We start from the raw sequence: 23,029 nt of genomic DNA on the forward strand, positions 1-23,029 counted from the left end.
TCCTCCTTCCACGGATACCACGCCTCGCTGCAGTCACGCTCGCCATGTCCACGAACCGGACTACAGCGCGGCCCCCCTCCCGCTAGGGTCCGCAGTCGTGACCGACGCCACCGAGAACCTCCCCGCCGACGCGACCGAACCCTTCCTCCGCACGACCCGCGCCTCCTACGACGCGATCGCCAAGGACTACGCCGCCCAGTTCCCGGCCGGCGACTGGCACCCCCTGGACCGGACGGTGATCACCGCCTTCGCCGAGCTGGTCACCCGGCACGGCACGGCCCCCGTGGCCGACCTGGGCAGCGGCCCCGGCCATGTGACCGCGCTCCTCGACGAGCTGGGCGTCGGGGCCTTCGGCGTCGACCTCTCCCCCGCCATGGTGGCGCTGGCCCGTGAGAGCTACCCGCGGCTGCGCTTCCACATCGGCTCCATGACGTCCCTGGACCTGCCGGACGCCACCCTGGGCGGCATCCTCGCCCTGTACTCGACGATCCACGTCCCCGACGACCGCCTGCCCGCGGCGTTCGCCGAATTCCACCGCACCCTGCAGCCCGGCGGCCACGCTCTCCTCGCCTTCCAGACGACCGACTCGCCCGGCCGTCTGCATCTGCCGGAGCGCTTCGGCCACGAGATCGACCTCGACTACTACTGGCGCACCCCGGAGCAGATGACCGCGTTCCTGACGGAGGCCGGCCTGGAGCTGGTGGCGACGATCCGCCGCGAGCCGGCCGGCGAGGAGAACCGGGCCCGCGCCTTCGTCCTGGCCCGCAAGGGCTGAGCCCGCGCCGCCGGCGGGGGACGCGTTCACGGCGATCCCCTGCCCGGCGCGGGTGCCCTGACCTCGGGCGCGGTCGCCGGACGGGCGCGGCACGCGGGGTCACTCCATCGGTCGTAGGCAGAAACGATGCTCCAGCGCCTGGACTGCGCCGCCCCGGTGATCCTCTTCGCGAGAGGTGTGATGCGCTTCGGCGGGCCGTCCGGCGCCGAAAGACTGCACGCGGGTGTCTCCGCCCTTCCCCCCGATCCCCGTTCGCAGTCTTGAGGAGTAGTGCATGTCGCAGATCACCGACCCGGCTCCAGGCACCGTGTTTCCTCGTCTGGGCTGGGCCGACGACCTGCTCGCCCCGGCGCTCAGAGAGGCCGTCGCGGCGCTGCCGGCGGCCGAGAGCCGTGTGGCGGGCTATCACCGCGGCTGGTGCGAGGCCGACGGCACGCCCGTGGCGTCGGCTCCCCGCCGGGGCAAGGCGGTGCGGCCGGCGCTGACGCTGCTGTCCGCGGTCGCGGTCGGCGGCAGCCCGGAGCAGGCGCTGCCCGGCGCCGTGGCCGTGGAGCTGGTGCACGACTTCACCCTGCTGCACGACGACGTCATCGACGGCGACGCGCTGCGCCGGCACCGCCCGGCCGCCTGGTCGGTGTTCGGCACCCCGGCGGCGGTCCTGGCCGGGGACGCCCTGCTGGTCGCGGCGCTGCGCGCGCTCACCGACGTGCCCGCGGCGCGGGGGGCCGCGGCGGTGCGGGAGCTGGTCGGCACCCTGCTGGACCTGGTCGAGGGGCAGAGCCGGGACGTGGCCTTCGAGGAGGCGGCGCAGGTGACGGTGGCGCAGTACCTGGCGATGGCCGAGGGCAAGACGGGCTCGCTGATGGGATGCGCCTGCGCGCTCGGCGGGGTGCTGGCCGGCGCCGACGCCGAACGGGTCGGCGGGCTGCGGGAGTTCGGGCGCCGGCTCGGGGTCGCCTTCCAGTGCGCCGACGACCTGCTCGGCATCTGGGGCCGTACCGCGCGCAGCGGCAAGCCGGTGGGCGCGGACCTGGCGGCGCGCAAGAAGTCGCTGCCCGTCGCGGCCGCCCTGGAGGGCGCCGACCCGGCCGCCGAGCGGCTGCGCGAACTGTACGGCTCGGGGCGTCCGCTGGACGCGGAGGAAGTGGAGCTGGCACGGGAGTTGGTGGAGAAGGCCGGTGGCCGGCAGGCGGCGGAGGACGAGGCGCGCCGGCAGATGTCGGCAGCGCTGCGGGCGCTGTCGTACGCCCGGCCGACGGCGGACGCCTACCGGCAACTGCAGGAGATCGCCTGGGCGATGATCCGACGGGATTCCTGATCACCTGGGCGGCCCGGTGGCGCGGCGCGCGGGCGTGACCTCGGCCCCGGTGGGCCGTTGTCCGTGGGGTGGGCCGTGCCACGGCGTCCGTCCGGCCGCTCCGGCCGCACCCTGACCACCCGGAACGGGACTCTTTCGTGACGAAACGCAGTGGAGTTGTGCAGCAGACCGAGCCCAGCACGCCCCTCCCCGGTGACCTTCCGGCCGTGTCCGCCTATGGACTCCATGTGGTCCGCGGCACGCACACGGTGCTGGCGAACGTCACCTTCACCATTCCCCGCGGCTGCATCGTGGGCCTGCTCGGCCCGAGCGGCTGCGGCAAGACGACCCTGCTGCGCTCGGTGGTGGGCGTGCAGCAGGCGAGCGCCGGCCATGTCCAGGTCCTCGGGTTCCCGGCGGGCGCACGGCAGTTGGGAACCCGCGTCGGGTACGTCACCCAGGCCCCGTCGGTCTACGCCGACCTGACGGTGCTGGAGAACCTGCGCTATTTCGCCGCCGCGCTCGGCATGCGGGGCTGGCGCAGGGAGGACGCGGTGGTGCGGGTGGTCAAGGAGGTCGATCTGGCCGGGTACGCCGACACGCTGGTCTCCCGGCTCTCGGGCGGCCAGTACTCGCGTGTCTCGCTGGCCGTGGCCCTGCTGAACAACCCGGACCTGCTGGTGATGGACGAGCCGACCGTCGGGCTGGATCCGATCGTGCGCCGGGAGTTGTGGCTGGTGTTCCAGCGGCTCGCCCTGGCGGGCACGACCCTGCTGATCTCCAGTCATGTGATGGACGAGGCCGACCGCTGCGACCGGCTGCTGCTCATGCGCTCCGGCCGGCTGCTGGCCAGCGCCGACCGGGCCGGGGTGCTGGAGCACACCGGCTGCACGGATGTGGAAGAGGCGTTCATGCACCTGGTGGAGGCCGCGACGGCGGCGGAGGCGCGCGCCCGGCAGCGCGCGGCGGCGCACGGCCTGCCGCCCGGTCTGTCCGGGCTGCTCGACCAGGCCGGCGCGCCCGACGCCGAGCGGGCCTTCTTCGCCTCGGACGCCCGGTCGTGAGCCTCGAAGCCCCGCTCGCGCACCGCCCCCGCCTCGTCGAACGGCTGCCGTTCTCCCCCACCGTCACCGGCGCGACCGCGGTCCGGGTGCTCCAGCAGATCTCCCGCGACAAGGGCAGCACCGCCCTGCTGCTGGGCATCCCGTGCATGCTCATGGTGCTGCTCAAGCTGATGTTCCACGGCTCCGACCCCACCTTCCAGCGCGTCGGGCCGCAGGTCTTCGGCGTGTTCCCGGTCATCGTGATGTACCTGGTGGCGTCCGTGTCCACGCTGCGGGAACGCACCACCGGCACCGCCGAGCGGCTGCTGACGATGCCGGTACGGCGCCTGGACATCGTGCTCGGCTACAGCCTGGCCTTCACCTTCCTGGCGCTGCTGCAGGCGGTGCTGTCCACCCTGCTGTCCGTCGGCCCGCTGGGCCTGCACATCAAGGGCCCCGCCTCTCTCCTCATGGTGATCGCCATGCTCGGCGCCCTGCTGGGTCTGGCGCTGGGGCTGCTGGTGAGCGCCTTCGCCCGCAACGAGTTCCAGGCGGTGCAGTTCCTGCCGGCCGGAGTGCTGCCGCAGTTCCTGGTGTGCGGGCTGTTCGTGCCCCGCGACCAGATGCAGGGCGCGCTGTCGGCCGCGGCGAAGGTGATGCCGATGACGTACGGCGTCCAGGCCGCGGGGGAGGCGGCCGCGCACTCCGGGGTCACCGGGCTGTTCGTGCGGGACGCGCTGCTGATCCTGGGCTGCGTGATCCTGGTGCTGGTCGCGAGCGCCGCCACGCTCAAGCGGTGACAGACCTGCGGCCCCTCCCGGTGGCGCGCACCGGAAGGGGCCGCAGGGCGACGGGCGTTCAGTCGCTGGTGTTCCAGGCGAAGCCGCCGGACACCGTGCCGGAGCGGGGGATGTCGAAGGGGCCGATGTGCCACCGGTCGTGGCCGCGGTAGCCGCCGTCGAAACCGCCGTCCGGGCCGCCGTCCGGGCCGGGGAAGCTCACGGCCCGCACGGTCTGGGCGGTGTGGGCGGACGCGGAGCCGGCGGTGACCGCACCGGCCGCGGTCAGGGCCAGCGCGGCGAGCGAGACCACGGCGATCCGGCGCATGCGCAGTGACATGAAAATCCTCCCAAGCGATAGATTTCAGAAAAGGGATGAGAAAGTGGGTGTTTTTACCCTAGCCGTGTCACGTCTATTGCCCGGCCGGAGAAATGCCGGATTCCCCCGAAAGTTCGCCGTGCTGTGCGTTGTTCTGACCGTGTCCCTGGCGCCGCCGTGCGCCCCGGCGGCCCGGGCGGAGCCGCCTGTGCCCGGCCCGCCGCCGTACCAGGTCCCGCAGTGGCCGGTGCCGCCCCTGCCGGGCCACGGCCGGTCGCACGCGTCCCCGTCGCGGGCCCGGACCGGCATGGTGTCCGAGCTCAACCGGCGCCGCACCGAGGCGGGTTGCTCGCCGGTGCGGCAGCGGGCGTCCCTCGTGCGGGCCGCGCGCAGGCACAGCGCCGACATGGCCCGGCACGGACGGCTCACCCACGCCGGGTCCGACGGCAGCAGCCCGGAGCGCCGGATGCGGGCCGCCGGCTACGGCCGCGGCGAAACCGGCGAGGTGGTGGCGGCCGGGCCCGCCGGCGCCCGCGCCGCGCTGGCCGAGTGGATGGACAGCCCGCCGCACCGCGCCATCCTCCTCACCTGCCGCTACACCGTCGCCGGCGCGGGCCGGGCGGACGGCCCGGGCGGCCCCTGGTGGACCCTCGACCTGGCGTCGGTGCGCTGAGCGTCGGCCGAGGTCCGCGTCGGGGCGCTGCCCTCAGCCGAGATCCACGCCGGCACGCCGAGCCGCAGCCGAAGTCCACGTCGGCACGCCGAGCCGCAGCCGAGATCCACGTCGAGGCGCGAGCCTCAGCCGAGATCCACGCCGGCACGCCGAGCCACAGCCGAGATCCACGCCGGCACGCCGAGCCACAGCCGAGATCCACGTCGAGGCGCGAGCCGCAGCCGAAGTCCACGTCGGCGCGCCGAGCCGCAGCCGAAGTCCACGCCGGCGCGCCGAGCCGCAGCCGAAGTCCACGCCGGCACGCTGAACCTCAGCCGAGATCCACGTCGAGGCGCGAGCCTCAGCCGAAGTCCACGCCGGCACGCCGAGCCTCAGCCGAGATCCACGTCGAGGCGCGAGCCTCAGCCGAAGTCCACGTCGGCGCGCCGAGCCTCTACCGAGATCCGCCTCTGGGCGCGAGCCTCAGCCGAGGTCCGTGTCCCACCACCAGGCGATGCCGGGCGCGCCCTCCACCGGGCCGGGCCGGGTGTCGTACGGCTCCTCGGACCAGGCAAGCCGGGTGTCCTCCATCTCGTCCGGCCAGTGCCCGATGCTGAGGTAGCGCGGGACGCGCAGTCCCCACTCGTTGTTGCCGCGGATGCCGTAGCGCAGTCCCTGGAGGTAGCCGGCGAGGTCGGCGCCGGCCGTCGGCCGTACGCGCTCGTGCAGCTCCAGGAAGCGGCACAGAATCCGGTCCCGCAGCGCGCACGCCTCCTCGACGGCCCGCTGGAGCGGCAGGCCCCGTTCGGCCATCAGCACGGTGTAGACGTTCTGGTCGGCGTGGCCGAGGGTGAGCTCCTTGCGCAGCGAGTGCCGGTCGTTGTCGAGAGAGGCCACCATCATCGCCATCTCGGTCAGCGCCCGTACCGCCGGCCGGTGCAGCTCGGCGTCGGGGACCTCGGCGCCGGTGGCCAGTTCCAGCAGGGCGTACGTCGGCTCGCCGCCCGCCGCCAGCCGCCGCATGGTCAGGTACTCGTCGAGTCCCGGCATACGGCCCAGCGCCTGGTTCCCGATCTGCCAGGCGACCCCGGACAGCCAGGCCCGGTGGGCGTGGACGAAGCGGGTCACCTGGGTGGGCGGCGCGAAGGAGCGGAACCGGCGCATGATGTCCTGCAGGGCCACCGCGTACGGGTCGCCGGGCCTGGCCGAGTCGGTCTCGCAGGCCCGCTGCACCTGCCCGGCCAGGGCGTTGAACTGAGCGGGCCGCCCGCTGAGGGGGCCGTTGTCGCAGCGCGCGTCGTCGAAGGCGAACCCCCAGTACACCCACAGGGCGGCGGCGAGCAGCCGGTCGTCGTCGGCCACCGGGGCGAACCGGCCGAAGAAATCGGTGCTGTGCGTCGCCACGACCCACGCCTTTTCCCGTTCCGACGCGCACATTCCGCTGCTGCCGATCCATTCCACGGCCCGTTCGTCGATCTGCCGGACCCGGGGATGCACGGCGGATTCCAGGGGGCAGAAAATCGGCGGCAATTCGGCTTCGGACAGACGGGTTCCCATGAGGGCGCGAACCTTCCGAGAAAAGGGCGGGGAGAGATCACGATCATGTGGGAGACCGCGCGTCCGGCGCGACGAGGCTTGCCCGGCCGCCCCGGCTCTCAGCCGAACGAATGGCGCCCCGTCCGCCGTTGACCCCGCGCCGCGCACCTACCCCTTAGATCACACTTTCGCCACCCCGGTGACCAGGCGTACAGCGCGTCGTTGAGGCGGGCATGCGATCCCGTACTCACTCCTGCCGGCGTGCCGCCGTCCTGCTCCTCGTCCTCCTCGCCGCCCAGAACGGCGCCGTGGCCCTGGCCGACGGAAAGGGCCCGAACACACCGCACGGCCCGTCGGCCCCGGCCCCCGCCCGTTCCGGCTCCGTCAACCCGCTGGCCCCGTTCCAGCAGGGCGCCCAGGCCCTGGCCGGCATGGCCGCGCCCTTCTTCGACGCGGCCAGCACCATGAGCGACACGGTGTTCCCGAGGGGCTGACCGCCCCCAGGGGGCCTGGTCAGGCCGGGCTCACCGCCGCCAGCCGGTGTACGTCACGTGCCGTGCCCGTCACGCCCGACAGGAAGCCCTGTGCTCGCGGGGACGCGTTCTCCGTGAGCCAGGTCGGGTCGATGTCGCACACCGCGACCCGCACCCCCGTGCCCGCCAGCGCCAGCGGCAGGGTGTGGACGACCGTGGAGGGGAAGCTGAGGACCGTACGGCCGATGGGGCCGCGGCGGGCGATCAACTCCAGGGGGAGGTCCGGGCGGACGATCTCCAGGCCGGTCTCGGCGGCCAGCCGGTGGAGTTTCTCCGCGCTCTCCCTGCGGTGTGCGAAGTAGCGTGTCGCGCCGTGTGTCTTGGACAGGTGGCGGACCGCCTCCAGGTAGGCCTCGCCGTCCACGACTCCCGTTTCCACCAGGGACGTGCCGACCATGTCCGCGCCCTTGGAGATGCGCGGCGGCCCGAAGCGGGCGCGGGTCCAGGAGAAGTCGTTCGCGGTGACCGTCACCCCGTCCGGGGTCTCGGTCACCGGCATGGAGGAGAAGACCTCGACCCTGCGGCGCGCGCTCGGCGTGAGCCGGCGGCGGGCCGAGGAGGACACCGGGGCGAACAACAAGTCCCTGGCGCCCGGGCGGCCGCCCTTGCGGTGCCAGCGGACCAGGCGCTCGCCCCGGGCGAGCTGGGCGACGAACTCCATCGTCGCCGTGCCGTCGTCGACCACGACCAGGTCCTTCGCCCGCGTGATCGTCAGCAGCAGCTGCACATACCGGGAGAACGGGTCTCCCATGACGATCCGGTCCGCCCTGCGCAGCGGGCCCGCGAGGCCGCCGATCGTCGAGAAGGGCGCGGCCGGGCCGCCCCGCGCGTCCTCCCAGCGCACCCGGTACCCCTCGTCCCGGGCCAGGTCCGCCATGCGGCGCAGCTGGCCCCGGGTCATGGGGTCGGTCGGGGACAGGACGACCACCGTGAGGTCCGCGCCGGCCGGCGCCGGGTCGCCGGCCGCCGTCCGCCGCACCGGCACGGAGGGCAGCGGGCCGGAGCCCGGCAGCGGGTCCTGCTCGGCGCCGCGCAGTCCGTGCAGGTGCGCCCACTCCAGCACGTTCAGCAGCTGGACCGGGCTCTCCACGAAGGCGAGCGTGCGGGGAGGGTGGCCGGCGTGACCGGCGCGGGGGCTCATCGGCGTACGACCGTCCCGTCGTAAGGGGATCAGAACACTCAGACCGTGACCGGCTCGCCCGCCGCCGCCGCGATCTCCGCCTCGGCGACGGCACCGGCGACACGGCGCAGCTTCTTCATCGGGGCCAGCTCGGAGTCGTAGACCTTCTTGACGCCGTCGCCCAGGGAGGCCTCGATGACGCGGATGTCGCGGACCAGGCGCTCCAGGCCCTGCGGCTCCACCGACGCGGCCTGGTCGGAGCCCCACATGGCGCGGTCGAGGGTGATGTGGCGCTCGACGAACACGGCGCCCAGCGCCACCGCGGCCAGCGTGGTCTGCAGGCCGGTCTCGTGGCCGGAGTAGCCGATCGGGACGTTCGGGTACTCCTTCTCCAGCGTGTTGATCACGCGGAGGTTCAGCTCCTCGGCCTTCGCCGGGTAGGTGGAGGTGGCGTGGCACATCAGGATGTTGTCGCTGCCCAGGACCTCGACCGCGTGGCGGATCTGCTTCGGGGTCGACATGCCGGTGGAGAGGATGACCGAGCGGCCCGTTGCGCGCAGGGAGCGCAGCAGCTCGTCGTCGGTCAGGGAGGCGCTCGCCACCTTGTGGGCGGGGACGTCGAACTTCTCCAGGAAGGCGACGGCCTCGGTGTCCCACGGGGAGGCGAACCAGTCGATCCCCTTCTCCTTGCAGTACTCGTCGATCTGCCGGTACTCGTCCTCACCGAACTCCACGCGGTGGCGGTAGTCGATGTAGGTCATCCGGCCCCAGGGGGTGTCGCGCTCGATGTCCCACTGGTCGCGCGGGGTGCAGATCTCCGGGGTGCGCTTCTGGAACTTCACCGCGTCGCAGCCGGCCGCGGCGGCCACGTCGATCAGCTTGAACGCGTTCTCCAGCTCACCGTTGTGGTTGATGCCGATCTCGCCGCAGATGTAGACGGGCTTGCCCGGGCCGACCTCGCGGGAACCGAACGTACGCAGACGGGAGTTGGTGCTCATCAGGGAGATGTCCTTACTTGGGGAGGGAATCGAGAGAGGGGCCGAGGATCCAGCTGGCGATCTCTCGGATCGCGCCGTCACCGCCGGGGACGGTGGTGACCGCGCGTGCGGCGCCGCGTACGACGTCGTGGGCGCTCGCGACCGCCACGGGCCAGCCGACGAGGGCGAAGCACGGCAGGTCGTTGACGTCGTTGCCGACGTAGAGCACGCGCTCCGGCGCGATGCCCTGCTCCTCGCACCACTGCTTCAGCGCGAGGTCCTTGCGGTCGATGCCGTGCAGCACCGGGAGCTTGAGCTTCCGGGCGCGGGCGGCCACCACAGGGTTCTGTTCCGTGGACAGGACCAGCATCTTCAGGCCGCTCCGGCGGAGGGCCGCGATGCCGAGTCCGTCGCCGCGGTGCACGGAGACGAACTCCCGTCCTTCGGAGTCGATCAGCACCCGGTCGTCGGTCTGGGTGCCGTCGAAGTCGAGGACTACGGCGTCGATGTCGTCGTAGGCGGGCAGCGAACCGGGGCGGTCCGCGTCGAAGAGGGGGGCCAGCGCGCGGGCGCGGGCCAGGTCGTGCGGGTCGTCGATCTCCAGCACGCGCGCGGGGTCGGTGCGCACGAGTTCCGTACGGCCGAAGAAGCGGTGCAGGTGCTTGCGGAAGCCGGCCGCGTCCATCGCGTAGGCGGCGCCGGTCTCCAGGAAGTCCTGGGGACGGTCCTGGCGGCGCGGGCGGTAGGACTTGTCGTGGTTGACACCCACCCCGCCCTCGGACCCGGCGTCGGCCTCCCGCCAGACGAACCCGTGGAACGGCGCGACCGTCAGCGCGGTGTCCGCACCGTCTTCGATCACCGCCGACGCCACCCCGTCGATGTCCTCGCGGACGATGAACGGGCTGGTGCACTGCACGAGCAGGACCACGTCGACGGGCGCGCCGTGCAGGGCCTCGTGGGCGTCCACGGCGTGCAGCACCGCGGCCTCGGAGGTCGCCGTGTCCCCGGCGATGGCGGCGGGCCGCAGCACGACCTCGGCGCCGGCCTCGCGGGCGGCGGCGGCGATGGCCTGGTCGTCGGTGGAGACGACGACGTCGGTCACCAGCCGGGCGGCCCGGCACTCGCGGACCGCGCGAGCCACCAGCGGGACGCCGCCGACGGGCGCGAGGTTCTTCGCGGGCACGCCCTTGGAGCCGCCGCGGGCGGGGATCACCGCGAGCACGCGGCGCACCGTCGCGCCTCGGCCCGCTTCCGGGTTGGACATGGGGTCTCCTTGGATGGTCCCTTGGAAGGTCACAGCTCCCCCATCCGGCGGATCACCGGGGCGACCCGCTGCACGCCGTGGCGGTAGGCGCCGCGCGCGGCGCGGCGCACGATCTGGCGGACCGCTCCGGGCTCCTTGTCGGCGGCGGGCGCGCCGGGCAGCGGGACGCCGTCGGGGCCGAGGTGGTGCCGGGCGAGGATGCCGGGCAGGTAGCCGGGCGCGGTCTCGGGGGTGTAGTAGGGGTTCAGGGGCGGCAGGCCGCCGGGGCGGTCGAGCAGCTTGGCGATGCGTTCGCGGGCGGTGTCGAAGGCCGTCTCGTACGAGCCGTCGGCGGCGACCCCCTGCCGCGCCACCCACTCCTCGTCCGGCACCGGCCGGTGCCCGGCGTCGAGCTGGTCCCAGGAGGCGAGGCAGCCGGAGCCGGTGAAGTGGTGGTTGCCGAGCACCTCGCGCACGCCGAGGTCGGTCAGGATCACCGTGGGGACACGGCGGTGCAGGGCCTCCAGGGCGGCGGTGGAGCTGACCGTGACCAGCAGATCGGTGCGGTCCAGCACCTCGCCCATGTGGCCGTACACCAGGCGGAAGTTGGCGGGCAGGTCCCTGCCCTGCGCCAGCTTCTGGTACGGCAGCTCCTCGATGTGGGTGGTGTGCTCGCCCGGCTTGGAGCGCAGCTTCAGCAGCACCTCGCGCTCGGGGTGCCTGCGGGCGTGCTCGATCAGCCGGTTCAGCAGGTACACGCGGTCCTTGCGGCTGTCCGGGACGGACGGCTGGGCCGCGAACACCACGGTGTAGGGCTCGTGTTCACCGGTGTACGGCGCCCCGCCGAGGAAGGGCAGCGCGACCTCGGTGACCGAGGAGGCGTCGGCGCCCACGCCCTCGTACACGGCCCGGAAACGGTCCGCGTCGTGGCGGGAGTTGGCGAGGACCAGGTCCGCGCCGTGCCGCAGCAGCAGTCCGTCGGCGAGCTTCTCGTAGACGACACCGACGTATCCGGTGACGACGACGGGGCGCTTGCCGGCGCCCGCCCAGGCGGCGCGCAGTCCGTGCAGCATGGCCTGGACGCCGCCGCCGACGAGCGCGAGGACGAGGACGTCGTACGACGCCGCGTCCATGGCGCGCAGGAACTCGACGCCGGTGACCTCGCGCAGGGAGTCCGCCCGGACGCCGACCTCCTGCAGCTGGCGGGCTGTCGGGGTGGCGCGCCCCCGCAGGAGGTAGCCGTCGAGCCGGATCTCGGCGCCGGTGGGGGCGAGGCGCTGCGCGGTGAGCGCGCCCCACTTCCACCGGGTGTCGGAATCGGCGAGGACGGCGACCCGCAGGGACTTCGTAGTACTTGCTGGCACGCCGAAGACGCTAGGAAGCCATGGAGAGGTTCCGCCCAACCCGAATGCAACAAACGGTTAACAGCACATCGCCGAATGGCGAATCGGGCCGTGGGAACGCTGGAAAAAGGTCCGGTTCACAGCTTCGCCACGTGCCGTTCACCCCGCATCAAGCGGACGGTCAAGACGAATGACGGGCTTCGTCCTAACGTTCAAGCCGTGGTCAAGCTCTCCGTCATCGTGCCGTTCTACAACGTGCAGCAATACGCGCCCGACACGCTCAGGAGCCTGAAGGCGAACGCGCGTGAGGACTTCGAATTCATTCTCGTCGACGACTGTTCCCGCGACGGGACGCCAGAGATTCTCGCGCGCGCGGAGCGCGAGCTGCCCGGGGCGGTCCTCGTCCGGCACGAGCAGAACGGGGGTCTGGCGACCGCCCGCAACACCGGCATCGACCGGGCGCGCGGCGAGTACCTGACCTTCCTGGACGGCGACGACTGGCTCGCCCCCGGCTACTTCGCGCGGCTGGTGACCGCCATGGAGGACCTGGGCTGCGACTTCATCCGCACCGACCATGTGCAGTGCACCGCGCGGTCGCGCACGGTGAACCGGGTGCCCGTCGGCCGCCGGAACGTGGTGATGGACCCGCGCGAGGCGATCCTGCCCGCCGACCGGTCGACGTCCGTGGACTACGCGTTCGCGTGGGCCGGCGTCTACCACCGCCGGCTGGTGGACAAGGGGCTGCTGCACTTCACCGACGGACTGCGCACGGCCGAGGACCGGCCGTGGATCTGGAAGCTGCACCGCGAGGCGGAATCCTTCGCCGCGGTGAGCCTGCTCGGCGTGTTCTACCGGCGCGGGGTGGCTTCCTCGCTCACCCAGATCGGCGACGTCCGGCAACTCGACTTCATTCGCGCGTTCGATCAGGTCGTCGCGGAAACCGCCCAGGACCGGGACGCCGAACAGCTGTTGCCGAAGGCCGTCCGCACCTATTGCGCCATCATTTCCCATCACCTGGGATCCATCGAAAGGTTCGAGCCCGCGGTGGCGAAGAAACTGAAATCCATGAGTGCCGCGGCCCTGCGGCGCATGCCGCAGGACGTACTGGACGAGGCGCTCGACTCCATGGACCTGACGCGCGCCACCAAGCTGCGCCGGCTGCGCCGCCGTCCCGCTCCCGCGGGGGCCGCCGCGTGACCACCCAGATCTTCCAGGCGTCGACGCTGTACGGCACGGCCACGCTCGCCGCCGCCCTGGACTCCGGCTGCTTCCGCCCGGCCGACCGGCGGATCCTGCTGGTCTGCAACAACGCGGCCACCCCCGAGACCACGCCCGCGCTGGACGAGGCGCCCGGTTTCGAGAGGCTGCGCGACCGGTTCGACGAGGTGATCTCGTACAACGAGACCATCTTCCCGTTCCACCCCGGCGGCTGGACGCCCCGCGGGGACGATCTGCCGCTGTGGGAACGCTTCCTGCGCCACGAGTGGCGGCTCGCCGACGACGACGTGGAGCTGGCCGTCGAGTCGATCCAGGTCAACCCCGCGCTGGGCCTCGCGCAGATCTTCACCGGCGCCCCGGTGACCGTCTACGCCGACGGCCTGATGAGCTACGGCCCCACCCGCAACAAGATCGACCCGCTGGTCGGCACCCGCGTGGACCGGGTGCTGCACCTGGACCTGGTCCCGGGGCTGAAGCCGCTGCTGCTCACCGAGTTCGGCGTGCCCGGCGAGCTGGTGCCGACCGCCGCCTTCACCAAGGTCCTCGCCGAACTGGCGCCGGTCGGCGAGGAGTTGCCCGGGATCGAGGAGCCCGCGCTGCTGCTCGGGCAGTACCTGTCGGCGCTGGAGATCCTCACCGCCGAGCAGGAGGAGCGCCTGCACGTGCGGATGCTGAAGGGAGCCGCCGCGCTCGGCCACACGAAGGTGGTGTTCAAGCCGCACCCGTCCGCCCCGGCCCGCTTCACCCGGCTGCTGGAGCAGGAGGCGGAGCGGCTGGAGGTGGAGCTGACCGTGCTCGACACCCCGGTCCTCGCCGAGGTGCTGTACCAGCGCATGCGTCCGGCGCTGGTCGTGGGCTGCTTCTCCACCGCCCTGCTCACGGCGCAGGCGCTGTACGGCCTGCCGGTCGCCCGCGTCGGCACCGGGCTGCTGCTGGAGCAGCTGACGCCGTACGAGAACAGCAACCGGGTCCCGGTGACCATCGTGGACGCGCTGCTGCCCGACCTCGGCGACCGTGCCGCGGTCACCGAGCAGCGCCCCGGGACGGACGTGGCGGCGCTCGGCGCGCTGATCGGCGCGGTGGGCTTCGCGATGCAGCCGAAGATCCTCCCGGGGCTGCGCGACCACGCCGAGACCTGGCTCGCGACGCACCTGAACCAGCACACCATGCGCTACTTCAAGCGCCGGCGGCTGTCCTCGCTGGCCCTGCCCGGCGGGGTGCCCGCGCAGCTGGCGTTCATCCCGCGCAACGCGACGGTGCGCCGGGTGGCGAAGAAGGCGCGCAGCCTGCGCAACTCGGTGCGCCGCTGACCCCTTCAAGTGAACGGCCGCTGACAGGTTGACGAACAGTCGGCCGGAGAGCTCAGTCGATGGTGTGAGGCGCCGGGTTCCGGCAAGGCGCCTTGCACCATGGCTGCTTCATCCCCCACTCTCGCCGCCGTTCCCGCACCCCCCACCCGCGGAACGGCCCCCGCACCCAGGCCGCGCGGCCGGCTGCTCGCGCTGGACGGTCTGCGGCTCGTCGCCGCCCTGATGGTCTGCCTCTACCACTACACCGGGCGCGGCGGCACGGTCTCCGCGTCCTGGCACACGCACCCGGCCCGCCTGTTCCCGGTCCTGTCCCGGGCGGCCGTCTACGGCAACCTGGGCGTGCAGTTCTTCTTCGTCATCAGCGGTTTCGTGATCTGCATGAGCAGCTGGGGCCGCACCCTCGGCGACTTCTTCCGCTCCCGGGTCGCGCGGCTGTACCCCGCCTACTGGGTGGCCCTCGTGCTCGTCACGGCGGCATCGCTCGCCCTGCCGGCCGTGGTCCGCCCGGTCCGCCTGGACGAGTTCCTGGTCAACCTGACGATGCTGCAGCAGCCGATGGGCGCCACCCGGGTCCTCGGCGTGTGCTGGACGCTGTGGGCCGAGGTCCGCTTCTACGTGCTGTTCGCGCTGCTCGTCGTCCTGCGCGGGGTGACCTACCGCCGGGTGGTGCTGTTCGCCGCCGTCTGGACGACGGCGGCCGTCCTGTGCCGTTCGTCGGGCGACGAGCTGCTGAACCAGGTGGTCATGCCCGACTACGCCCCGTTCTTCGTCGGCGGTCTGGCGCTGTACCTGATCCACCGCTTCGGCGGCGACCCGCTCGCCCGGGGCATCGTCGCGATGTCCTGGCTGCTCGCCCAGAGCGAGGCCACGCACGGGCTGTGGGGCCCGCACCCGCACCGCGACCCGTACGTCGTCATACTCGTCGTCACCGCCGCCTTCGCCGCCGTCGCCGCGGTGGCCCTGGACTGGACACGCCGGGCCTCCTGGCCCTGGCTGGCCACGGCCGGCGCGCTGACGTACCCGTTCTACCTGGTCCACGAGCACCTCGGCTGGTTCGTGATCCGGGTGCTGCACCGGGGGCTCGGGCTGCCGGCGTGGCCGACGCTGGCGGTGACCGTGGCCGGGATGCTGCTGCTGGCCTGGCTGATCCACCGCTTCGTGGAGCGGCCGCTCGGGACCCGTCTGAAGCGGGCGCTGAAGGAGCGGAAGTTGGGCAGCCGTTCACCTCGTCGTGGGTTTTGAACCGGGCCCTCGGGCAGGCACGGTAGAGCCCTTGCCACCGACACCCCACAGGCTTTCCGCAGGGATCCCACAGACGCCGTACCGAGGGAGCGCCACCCCGCATGGCCACCATCCAGGAAACGACACGACCGCCCCGCCGTCTCGACGACGTGCCCGGCTGGTTCCCGGTGCTCGACCAGCTGCTCTTCGGCTGGTTCCTGAACCGGCAGGAAGACTCCGGGATGCGGGGTGATCTGCTGGAAGTCGGGGTCTACATGGGCAAGAGCGCCATCTTCCTCGGCAGCCACCAGCAACCCGGCGAGCGGTACACCGTGTGCGACCTGTTCGAGGGCGACGCCCCCGACGGCGCCAACCAGGCCGAGGCGGCCAAGTCCTACGCCACGCTGACCCGTCGGGTCTTCGAGGAGAACTACCTCTCCTTCCACGACGAACTGCCCCGTGTGCTGCAGGGCCCCAGCTCGCTGGTGCCCGCCGAGGTCGAGCCCGGCTCCTGCCGGTTCGTGCACATCGACGCCTCCCACCTGTACGAGCATGTCCACGGCGACATCGGCGCCGCCCGCGATCTGCTGCTCCCGGACGGGATCGTCGTCCTGGACGACTTCCGCTCCGAGCACACCCCCGGGGTCTCCATAGCCACCTGGGAGGCCGTGCTCAACCGCGGGCTGCGCCCGGTCTGCCTGAGCACGCAGAAGCTGTACGGCACCTGGGGCGACCCGGAGCCCGTGCAGGAGGAGCTGCTGGCGATGGTGCGGGAGCGGTCCGACTGCCATCTGAGCGTCCAGGAGGCCGCCGGGCACCGGATCGTCCGGCTGAAGTCGAGGGGCATGCGTGCGCCCGAGTTCCCGCCGTCCAAGCACGCCCAGGCGGTCGCGGAGCCGGAGCCCGAGCCGGTGGCGGCGCCGCTGCCTCCACGGGAGGCCCCGGCGCCCGCCGTCCCGGCGGCGCGCCGCGGCCCGAGCCGGGTGCGCCGGGTCGCCGTGGACCTGCTGCCGCCGGTGGTCACCCGGGCGATCCGCAGGGCGCGCTCCGCCCGGCATTGAGGGGCGGCTCAGCCGATGCCGTAGCGCGCCCCGATCCCCGCGATCACGAACGCGAGCCCCTCCTCGAACTGCTCGTCGTAGCCGTCGAAGAGCAGCCGTCCGGCCTCGGCGGCGAGCGGGAAGGCGGCCATCCGCCGGGCGCGGTCCTCGATGTCGTACCCCTCCCGGCGCTCGTCCGGGAGGGGCCGCACGCCCTGCTCCTCGGTGACGAAACCGATCGTGTACGCGTAGGCCGTGCGGCCCGCGTGGACCGCCTGGGCGAGGGTGAAGCCGGCCTGCGTCAGCAGCCGCAGGTCCGCCTCCTGGGCGGCGGCGTGCTCGGTGCCGGTGAAGCGTGAGCCGCTGAACACCTTGGCGCCGTCGCGGTAGCCGAGCAGCGCGGCCCGCAGTCCGCGGTTGGCCTTCAGCAGCCGCTCCTGCCAGGTGTCGGCGGGGTCGAGCGCGATGCCGGCGGCCATCCGGCGGTACATCTCGGTCGCCATCTCGTCCAGCAGCGCCTGCTTGTCCTTGAAGTGCCAGTACAGCGCGGGCGCCTTGACGTCCAGCTCCTTGGCGATGGCGCGCAGGGTCAGGCCCTCCAGACCGACCTCGTTCAGCAGCCGCAGCGCGGTGCCGGCGACGCGCCGGCGGTCCAGGGGGGCGCGTTTCTCGGGGCTCACCTTGACAGCTTAACAGCGTTAAGGCACGCTCATCGGCATCGGCACTTAACACCGTTAAGGAGAAATGCGATGGACGTTCTGATCGTGGGCGCGGGTCCGACGGGTCTGGTCCTCGGCGTCGACCTGGCGCGGCGCGGGGTGGAGGCGCTGGTGGTGGAGCGGTCCGCGGGCCTGTTCCCCGGCTCGCGCGGCAAGGGCCTCCAGCCGCGCACCCTGGAGGTCTTCGACGACCTGGGTGTCATCGAGGCGATCCGCGCCGCGGGCGGCCCCTACCCGCCGCGGACGATCTGGGTGGACGGCGAACGGGCCGGCGAGCAGCCGATGTTCGACCGCATCGACACGGACGAGGGCACGCCGTACGCCGAGCCGCTGATGGTCCCGCAGTGGCGCACGCAGGAGATCCTGTACGCGCGGCTGCTGGAGCTGGGCGGGAAGGTCGCCTTCGGCCGCGAGGCGACCGGTCTGGAGCAGGACGCCGAGGGCGTGACCGTGCGGTTCGCCGACGGTACGACCGCCCGCGCGGCGTACGTCGTCGCGGCCGACGGCGGACGCTCGGCGGTCCGGCAGGCGGTGGGCGTGGGCATGGCCGGACAGACGGTGGACCCGGCGCCGTTCCTGGTGGCGGACGTACGGCTGAGGGGCCTGGACCGGGACCACTGGCACACGTTCCCGGGAGCGGACGGCACCGGCGTCGCACTGTGCCCGCTGGCCGGCACGGACGATTTCCAGCTGCAGGCGCGCCTGCCGGAGGGCACCGAACCCGACCTCACCCTGGACGGCGTCCGCAAGCTGGTCGCCGCGTACACGCACCTGGCCCCCGAGGACGTCACCGACCTGCGCTGGTCCTCCGACTTCCGCCCGCGCGCCGCCCTCGCCGACCGCTTCCGGGCCGGCCGCGTCCTCCTGGCGGGCGACGCCGCCCACGTCCACTCCCCGGCCGGCGGCCAGGGCCTGAACACCAGCGTCCAGGACGCCTACAACCTGGGCTGGAAGCTGGGCGCCGTGCTGCGCGGCGGGGCACCGGAGACGCTGCTGGACACCTACGAGGAGGAGCGGCGGGCCAACGCGGCGGAAATGCTGGAGCTGTCGACGGGCGTGCACCGCGGGGAGGTCCGGCGCGGCAGGGCGACGGTCCAACTGGGGCTGGACTACCGGGAGTCGTCGCTGAGCGTGGAGACGCGGGACGACCCTGCCGGGGTCCGGGCGGGCGACCGGGCTCCGGACGGCACGGTGGACGGCGTACGGCTCTTCGACGCGTTCCGGGGGCCGCACTGGACGCTGCTGGGCGCGCAGTCCCCCGGCGCCGGTGTACGGGCGCTGCCCGCCGCTCCGGAGTCGTACGGCCCGGGCCTCTTCCTGGTCCGGCCCGACGGCTATGTGGGCTGGGCGGGCGACTCGGCGGACGGGGCCCGGGCCTACCTGGCCGGAGTCGGCGCCTGAGCCCTGACTAGGCGCTGGCCAGCGTCAGCTTCACCGCGAACCCGAGGAACAGCGCGCCCGCCACCGAAGTGGCCGTCGCCGACAGCCGCTTGCGGCGCCGGAACGCGGCGGCGAGGCGCGTGCCGCTGAATATCAGCGCGCTCAGGTAGAGGAAGCTGGCCAGCTGGGCGAAGGCGCCGAGGACGACGAAGGACAGGCCGGGGTAGGCGTAGTCCGGGTCGACGAACTGCACGAAGAAGGCGACGAAGAACAGGATCGCCTTGGGGTTGAACAGGCTGACGACGAGGGCCCGCCGGAAGGGCCGTTCGTACCCGGCGGTGGACGGGGCCTCCTCCTCGACGGCCTTCTCTCTCCGGGTCCGCCACATCTGCCAGGCGGCCCGCATCATGCCGATCGCCAGCCAGGTCAGATAGCCGGCGCCGGCGTACTTCACGATCCCGAACAGCACCGCGTTGGCCTTCAGCAGGGAGGCGACACCGGCGGCGGACAGCGTCATCAGCACGGTGTCCCCGCACCACACGCCCGCGGCAGCGGTGTAACCGGCCCGCACACCGCGCCGGGCGGCCACGGACAGGACGTAGAGGGAGTTGGGCCCGGGCAGCAGGACGATCAGGACGAGTCCTGCCAGATAGGTGGGGAGATCGATCACGCCGAACATGGAAAGGAGTGTCGCACGGGGGTACGACAGTCCGGACCGGGGTGGCGGTCAGTCGTCGCCGTCGAGGAGGGTGTCCACCGAGAGGTCGAGGGCGACGCCGACGGACTCGGGGAGGGGGACGGTCTGGCCTCGCTTGCAGCGGAGGGGGTCTGGGTACTTTCCGTCGACCGGGTCTGTGTAGAGAAGGACCTCGTCGTGTTTGCGGTCGGCGACGAGGTAGGCCGGGAGGCCGGCCTGGGCGTAGCACTCGACCTTGGGACCGAGGTCGTCAGCCCAGTTCGAGGACGTCACTTCCACGACCATGCGGAAGACGTTCGGTGCGTAGTAGTTCTTCGTGACATGGGCGTCGCGGAAGTCTAGGTCGACGACCGAGAAGTCGGGAATTGCGAAGTCTTCGGGCAACGTAGGCAGCCAGAGCCCGACGCCCTGAACGTACTCATACCCTGCCTCAACGAGTCCCGCCCGGTCGAGAGCCCTGCCCAGTTTCGTCAGCGACAGAGCGTGCGAACCATCCGACGGTGGTGTCACAGTGAGCCTCCCCTGGAGAATCTCCACGCGGTGGCCAGGCAGTGCACGGGCGAGCTGATCAGCAGCCTCGCCCAGGGTCATCTCCTGCTGCAGTACGGCCATGGCGTCCTCCTTTTCGGGGCCCACTCTCCACGAGAGTAACCGGGGCCACGCGGTTTCCGCCCCCGATCACCCGTACGAAGTATTTGCCCAGCTCAGAACACCTCCGACGGCTCATAAGCCCCCCACACCCCGCGGAGCGCCCCGCACACCTCCCCCACCGTCGCCCGCCCCCGCAGCGCCTCCTTCATCGGGTACAGGACGTTGTCCTCGCCCTCGGCCGCCTTCCGCAACGCGTCCAGTGCCGCGTCCACCGCCCGCTGGTCCCGCTCGGCCCGGAGCTTCTCCAGCCGCTCCGCCTGGCGGGCCTCGATGGCCGGGTCGACGCGCAGGGGCGCGTAGGGCTCCTCCTCGTCCAGCTGGAAGCGGTTGACCCCTACGACCACCCGCTCGCCGGAGTCGGTCTCCTGGGCGATGCGGTAGGCGTTCCTCTCGATCTCGGACTTCTGGAAGCCCCGCTCGATCGCCGCGACCGCGCCGCCCAGGTCCTCGACCCGCCGCATGAGGTCGACGGCCGCCTCCTCGACGTCGTCCGTCATCCGCTCCACCGCGTACGACCCGGCGAAGGGATCGACCGTCGCCGTCACGTCCGTCTCATGGGCCAGCACCTGCTGGGTGCGCAGGGCGAGGCGCGCGCTCTTGTCCGTCGGCAGCGCGATCGCCTCGTCGAAGGAGTTGGTGTGCAGGGACTGGGTGCCGCCCAGCACGGCGGCCAGGGCCTGTACGGCGACCCGGACCAGGTTCACTTCCGGCTGCTGGGCCGTCAGCTGGACCCCGGCGGTCTGGGTGTGGAAGCGGAGCATCAGGGACTTCGGGTTCCGCGCGCCGAACTCCTCCCGCATCACCCGGGCCCAGATCCTGCGGGCGGCGCGGAACTTGGCGACCTCCTCCAGCAGCGTCGTACGGGCCACGAAGAAGAAGGACAGGCGCGGGGCGAAGTCGTCCACGTCCATGCCCGCCGCCACCGCCGTACGCACGTACTCGATGCCGTCGGCGAGCGTGAACGCGATCTCCTGGACGGGCGAGGCGCCCGCCTCGGCCATGTGGTAGCCGGAGATCGAGATCGTGTTCCACTTCGGGATCTCGGCGGTGCAGTACCTGAAGATGTCCGCCGTCAGGCGCAGGGAGGGCTTCGGCGGGAAGATGTAGGTGCCGCGCGCGATGTACTCCTTCAGCACGTCGTTCTGGATCGTGCCGGTCAGCTGGTCGGCGCGCGCCCCCTGCTCCTCCGCCACCAGCTGGTACAGGAGCAGCAGCAGGGCGGCCGGGGCGTTGATGGTCATGGAGGTCGACACCTGGTCGAGCGGGATGCCGTCGAACAGCACCCGCATGTCGTCGATCGAGTCGATCGCCACGCCCACCTTGCCGACCTCGCCGTGCGCGAGGGGCGCGTCGGAGTCGTGGCCCATCTGGGTGGGCAGGTCGAAGGCGACCGAGAGGCCCGTGGTGCCGTGGGCGATCAGCTGCCGGTAGCGGGCGTTCGACTCGGCGGCCGTGCCGAAGCCGGCGTACTGGCGCATGGTCCACGGGCGGCCCGTGTACATGGACGGGTAGACCCCTCGGGTGAAGGGGTATGTGCCCGGTTCGCCCAGTTTCTCGGCCGGGTTCCAGCCCTGCAGAGCCTGCGGTCCGTAGACCGGCTCGATCGGCAGTCCCGACTCCGACTCACGCGTCATGGGTGCCTCCGCGGTACGTCCTGTCACCCCTCACCATGCCCCGTCGTTCGGCGGCGGTCACGCTGGGAAGCATCCCGGCATGAGGAACTCGCGAAGACCCGCCGCCGTACTGGCCTCGGCCGCCGCCCTCGCCGCGCTGTGCGGCTGCACCGTGCAGCCCGCGGGCGCCGACGGAAAACCCCCGGCGCCCACGCGCACCCGGACGCCGGCCCATGGCTCGAACGGGGCCCCGGCGAGCCGGCCGGCGGATCCCACCCGGACGGCCCAGCGGCCGCCCGCCGCGCCCGCCCGGGTGCTGTGGTCGCGCGGGGACAGCGGGCCGGGCGTACGGGAGCTGCAGGCCCGGCTGCGCCAGTTGGACTGGCTGTTCGACGGTCCGACGGGGTCGTACGACGACCTGACCGAGCGGGCGGTCCGGGGCTTCCAGGGCAAGCGCGGGCTGCCCGCGACCGGGCGGACGGACACCGTGACCTGGCAGCGGCTGGTCGCCATGACGCACCCGCCGGGGACCTGGGAGCTGTACCTGATGGGCGGTCAGCCGGCGGGGGCGCCCGACCCGCGCTGCATGACCGGGCGCGTCCTGTGCATCGACAAGACGACGCGGACGCTGCGCTGGATGGTCGACGGGCGGACGCTGTCGACGACGGCGGTCCGGTTCGGGGCGCAGTACACGCCGACCCGGGAGGGTGTGTTCCACGTCTACTGGAAGGCACGCGACTGGGTGTCCACGCTCTACCACTCGCCGATGCCGTACGCGATGTTCTTCAGCGGCGGCCAAGCCGTGCACTACTCCTACGACTTCGCGGCGCGGGGTTACGCGGGGGCCTCGCACGGGTGCGTGAACGTGCGGGACGAGACGGTGATCGCCGGGCTGTTCGCGCAGGTGCGGGTGGGCGACAAGGTCGTCGTCCACTGGTGACGCGCCCAAGGGCGAGGGGGATTTGCGGGGCGCGGGCGGGACCGGGGGAACGTGTCCCGCCCGCGCCAGGTGCACGAGCCGTGGGTACGGGGGGAACCCCGGCTCAGTGCGACGGCCGATGACCAGTCGGCTCACTCAGTACTGCGTACCGGGCTCCGAAAACGTCACACCCTGCGCGGAAAATTTTTCGGGGACGGCGAAGTCGCAGGTCAGGTGGGGGTTCGGGGAGGTGGGGAGGGGTGGCCGGGTTCGCGAGTGGGGGTGGCCGAGGCGGGGGCCGGGGTGACTGTGGCGGGGGCTGGGGCGGCCGGGTGGGGAGGGGTGACCCTGGTGGGGCAGGGGCGGCCGTGGTGCGGAGGGTGGCCCTGGGGGGGAGGGGTGACCCTCGTGGGGCCAGGGGCCGCCGTGGTTGGAAGGGGTGGCCGGGGTGCGGGCCAAGGCCGGGCCGGGACCCGGGCGGAGGCCGAGGTGCGGGACGGGACGCGGGCGGCGGCAGAGGTGCGGGCCGAGGCGGGGCCGGGACGCGGGCCGGGACCCGGGCGGGAGCCGAAATGCGAGCCAAGGCCGGGCCGAGACCCGGGCGGGAGCCGAGACGGGGACGGGACGCGGGCCGAGGCCGGGCC

General features: G+C 72.6%; 22 protein-coding genes. 12 read left to right on the forward strand and 10 right to left on the reverse strand.

What is annotated here, in order from left to right:
- Positions 1–97 precede the first annotated feature (97 nt).
- The 4 genes from AB0950_RS01940 to AB0950_RS01955 all read left to right on the forward strand — a co-directional run bounded on the left by AB0950_RS01940 (position 98) and on the right by AB0950_RS01955 (position 3,915).
- Positions 98–775 (forward strand): class I SAM-dependent methyltransferase, encoded by a 678-nt coding sequence (locus AB0950_RS01940; RefSeq protein WP_366777576.1) that lies wholly within the window; start codon positions 98–100, stop codon positions 773–775.
- Positions 776–1,049: 274 nt separating this feature from the next.
- Positions 1,050–2,093 (forward strand): polyprenyl synthetase family protein, encoded by a 1,044-nt coding sequence (locus AB0950_RS01945; protein ID WP_366777577.1) that lies wholly within the window; start codon positions 1,050–1,052, stop codon positions 2,091–2,093.
- Between the two features lie 206 nt (positions 2,094–2,299).
- Positions 2,300–3,136 carry an ABC transporter ATP-binding protein gene (locus AB0950_RS01950; RefSeq protein ID WP_360149134.1) on the forward strand — a complete coding sequence of 279 codons (837 nt, stop codon included), beginning with the start codon at positions 2,300–2,302 and terminating at the stop codon, positions 3,134–3,136.
- Positions 3,133–3,915, forward strand: coding sequence for an ABC transporter permease (locus AB0950_RS01955; protein ID WP_360149137.1), 783 nt, complete (start codon positions 3,133–3,135; stop codon positions 3,913–3,915). Before AB0950_RS01950 ends, AB0950_RS01955 begins: the two co-directional genes overlap by 4 nt.
- A 58-nt stretch (positions 3,916–3,973) precedes the next feature.
- Here AB0950_RS01955 and AB0950_RS01960 read toward each other — a convergent pair whose 3' ends face one another.
- A complete protein-coding gene (locus AB0950_RS01960) occupies positions 3,974–4,234 on the reverse strand; it encodes a hypothetical protein (protein ID WP_360149140.1) in 261 nt (86 codons plus the stop codon).
- A gap of 187 nt (positions 4,235–4,421) precedes the next feature.
- Here AB0950_RS01960 and AB0950_RS01965 point away from each other — a divergent pair, with 187 nt between their 5' ends.
- The gene (locus AB0950_RS01965) at positions 4,422–4,886 is read left to right on the forward strand and encodes a CAP domain-containing protein (protein ID WP_360575526.1); all 465 of its coding nucleotides are present in this window, start codon (positions 4,422–4,424) and stop codon (positions 4,884–4,886) included.
- 462 nt (positions 4,887–5,348) lie between these two features.
- Here AB0950_RS01965 and AB0950_RS01970 read toward each other — a convergent pair whose 3' ends face one another.
- Complete coding sequence (locus AB0950_RS01970; RefSeq protein ID WP_360149146.1) at positions 5,349–6,269, reverse strand: terpene synthase family protein; 921 nt, start codon at positions 6,267–6,269, stop codon at positions 5,349–5,351.
- A 365-nt stretch (positions 6,270–6,634) separates the two neighbouring features.
- On the opposite strand from AB0950_RS01970, the gene AB0950_RS01975 reads away from it, so the two are divergent.
- Complete coding sequence (locus AB0950_RS01975) at positions 6,635–6,895, forward strand: hypothetical protein (RefSeq protein WP_360149149.1); 261 nt, start codon at positions 6,635–6,637, stop codon at positions 6,893–6,895.
- 19 nt (positions 6,896–6,914) lie between these two features.
- Here the strand turns inward: AB0950_RS01975 and AB0950_RS01980 are convergent, their stop codons facing one another.
- From AB0950_RS01980 to AB0950_RS01995, 4 genes are read right to left on the reverse strand one after another with little or no spacing between them, the layout of a single operon-like run.
- Entirely contained in the window at positions 6,915–8,075 is a 1,161-nt protein-coding gene (locus AB0950_RS01980) for a hypothetical protein (RefSeq protein WP_366777579.1), read from the reverse strand.
- Positions 8,076–8,113: 38 nt separating this feature from the next.
- A complete protein-coding gene (locus AB0950_RS01985) occupies positions 8,114–9,052 on the reverse strand; it encodes an N-acetylneuraminate synthase family protein (RefSeq protein ID WP_360149155.1) in 939 nt (312 codons plus the stop codon).
- A 13-nt stretch (positions 9,053–9,065) separates the two neighbouring features.
- Positions 9,066–10,295: an N-acylneuraminate cytidylyltransferase gene (locus AB0950_RS01990; RefSeq protein WP_360149158.1), complete on the reverse strand. Its 1,230-nt coding sequence runs from the start codon at positions 10,293–10,295 to the stop codon at positions 9,066–9,068.
- A 29-nt stretch (positions 10,296–10,324) separates the two neighbouring features.
- Complete coding sequence (locus AB0950_RS01995) at positions 10,325–11,638, reverse strand: DUF6716 putative glycosyltransferase (RefSeq protein WP_360149161.1); 1,314 nt, start codon at positions 11,636–11,638, stop codon at positions 10,325–10,327.
- A 198-nt stretch (positions 11,639–11,836) separates the two neighbouring features.
- Here AB0950_RS01995 and AB0950_RS02000 point away from each other — a divergent pair, with 198 nt between their 5' ends.
- The 4 genes from AB0950_RS02000 (at position 11,837) to AB0950_RS02015 (ending at position 16,427) form a co-directional block, all read left to right on the forward strand.
- Entirely contained in the window at positions 11,837–12,814 is a 978-nt protein-coding gene (locus AB0950_RS02000; protein WP_366777668.1) for a glycosyltransferase family 2 protein, read from the forward strand.
- Complete coding sequence (locus tag AB0950_RS02005) at positions 12,811–14,145, forward strand: alpha-2,8-polysialyltransferase family protein (protein WP_366777580.1); 1,335 nt, start codon at positions 12,811–12,813, stop codon at positions 14,143–14,145. Before AB0950_RS02000 ends, AB0950_RS02005 begins: the two co-directional genes overlap by 4 nt.
- A 99-nt stretch (positions 14,146–14,244) precedes the next feature.
- Positions 14,245–15,387, forward strand: a complete 1,143-nt coding sequence (locus AB0950_RS02010; RefSeq protein ID WP_360149167.1) for an acyltransferase — start codon at positions 14,245–14,247, stop codon at positions 15,385–15,387.
- A 101-nt stretch (positions 15,388–15,488) separates the two neighbouring features.
- On the forward strand, positions 15,489–16,427 hold the full coding sequence (locus AB0950_RS02015) for a class I SAM-dependent methyltransferase (RefSeq protein ID WP_366777581.1): 939 nt from the start codon (positions 15,489–15,491) through the stop codon (positions 16,425–16,427).
- An 8-nt stretch (positions 16,428–16,435) separates the two neighbouring features.
- Here AB0950_RS02015 and AB0950_RS02020 read toward each other — a convergent pair whose 3' ends face one another.
- Positions 16,436–17,086, reverse strand: coding sequence for a TetR/AcrR family transcriptional regulator C-terminal domain-containing protein (locus AB0950_RS02020; protein ID WP_360149173.1), 651 nt, complete (start codon positions 17,084–17,086; stop codon positions 16,436–16,438).
- A gap of 69 nt (positions 17,087–17,155) precedes the next feature.
- Between AB0950_RS02020 and AB0950_RS02025 the strand changes: the two genes are divergently transcribed.
- Positions 17,156–18,526 (forward strand): FAD-dependent monooxygenase, encoded by a 1,371-nt coding sequence (locus AB0950_RS02025; RefSeq protein ID WP_360149176.1) that lies wholly within the window; start codon positions 17,156–17,158, stop codon positions 18,524–18,526.
- Between the two features lie 7 nt (positions 18,527–18,533).
- On the opposite strand, the gene leuE is transcribed toward AB0950_RS02025, so the two are convergent.
- The 3 genes from leuE to AB0950_RS02040 form a co-directional block, all read right to left on the reverse strand.
- The gene (gene leuE, locus AB0950_RS02030; RefSeq protein ID WP_360149179.1) at positions 18,534–19,184 is read right to left on the reverse strand and encodes a leucine efflux protein LeuE; all 651 of its coding nucleotides are present in this window, start codon (positions 19,182–19,184) and stop codon (positions 18,534–18,536) included.
- A gap of 48 nt (positions 19,185–19,232) precedes the next feature.
- Complete coding sequence (locus AB0950_RS02035; RefSeq protein WP_366777582.1) at positions 19,233–19,814, reverse strand: Uma2 family endonuclease; 582 nt, start codon at positions 19,812–19,814, stop codon at positions 19,233–19,235.
- Positions 19,815–19,906: 92 nt separating this feature from the next.
- Complete coding sequence (locus AB0950_RS02040) at positions 19,907–21,487, reverse strand: methylmalonyl-CoA mutase family protein (protein ID WP_360149185.1); 1,581 nt, start codon at positions 21,485–21,487, stop codon at positions 19,907–19,909.
- Between the two features lie 79 nt (positions 21,488–21,566).
- Between AB0950_RS02040 and AB0950_RS02045 the strand changes: the two genes are divergently transcribed.
- Complete coding sequence (locus AB0950_RS02045) at positions 21,567–22,406, forward strand: L,D-transpeptidase family protein (RefSeq protein ID WP_360149188.1); 840 nt, start codon at positions 21,567–21,569, stop codon at positions 22,404–22,406.
- Positions 22,407–23,029: the final 623 nt, after the last annotated feature.

It is taken from the genome of Streptomyces sp. NPDC007189 (genome assembly GCF_040703635.1).
GTDB lineage: Bacteria > Actinomycetota > Actinomycetes > Streptomycetales > Streptomycetaceae > Streptomyces.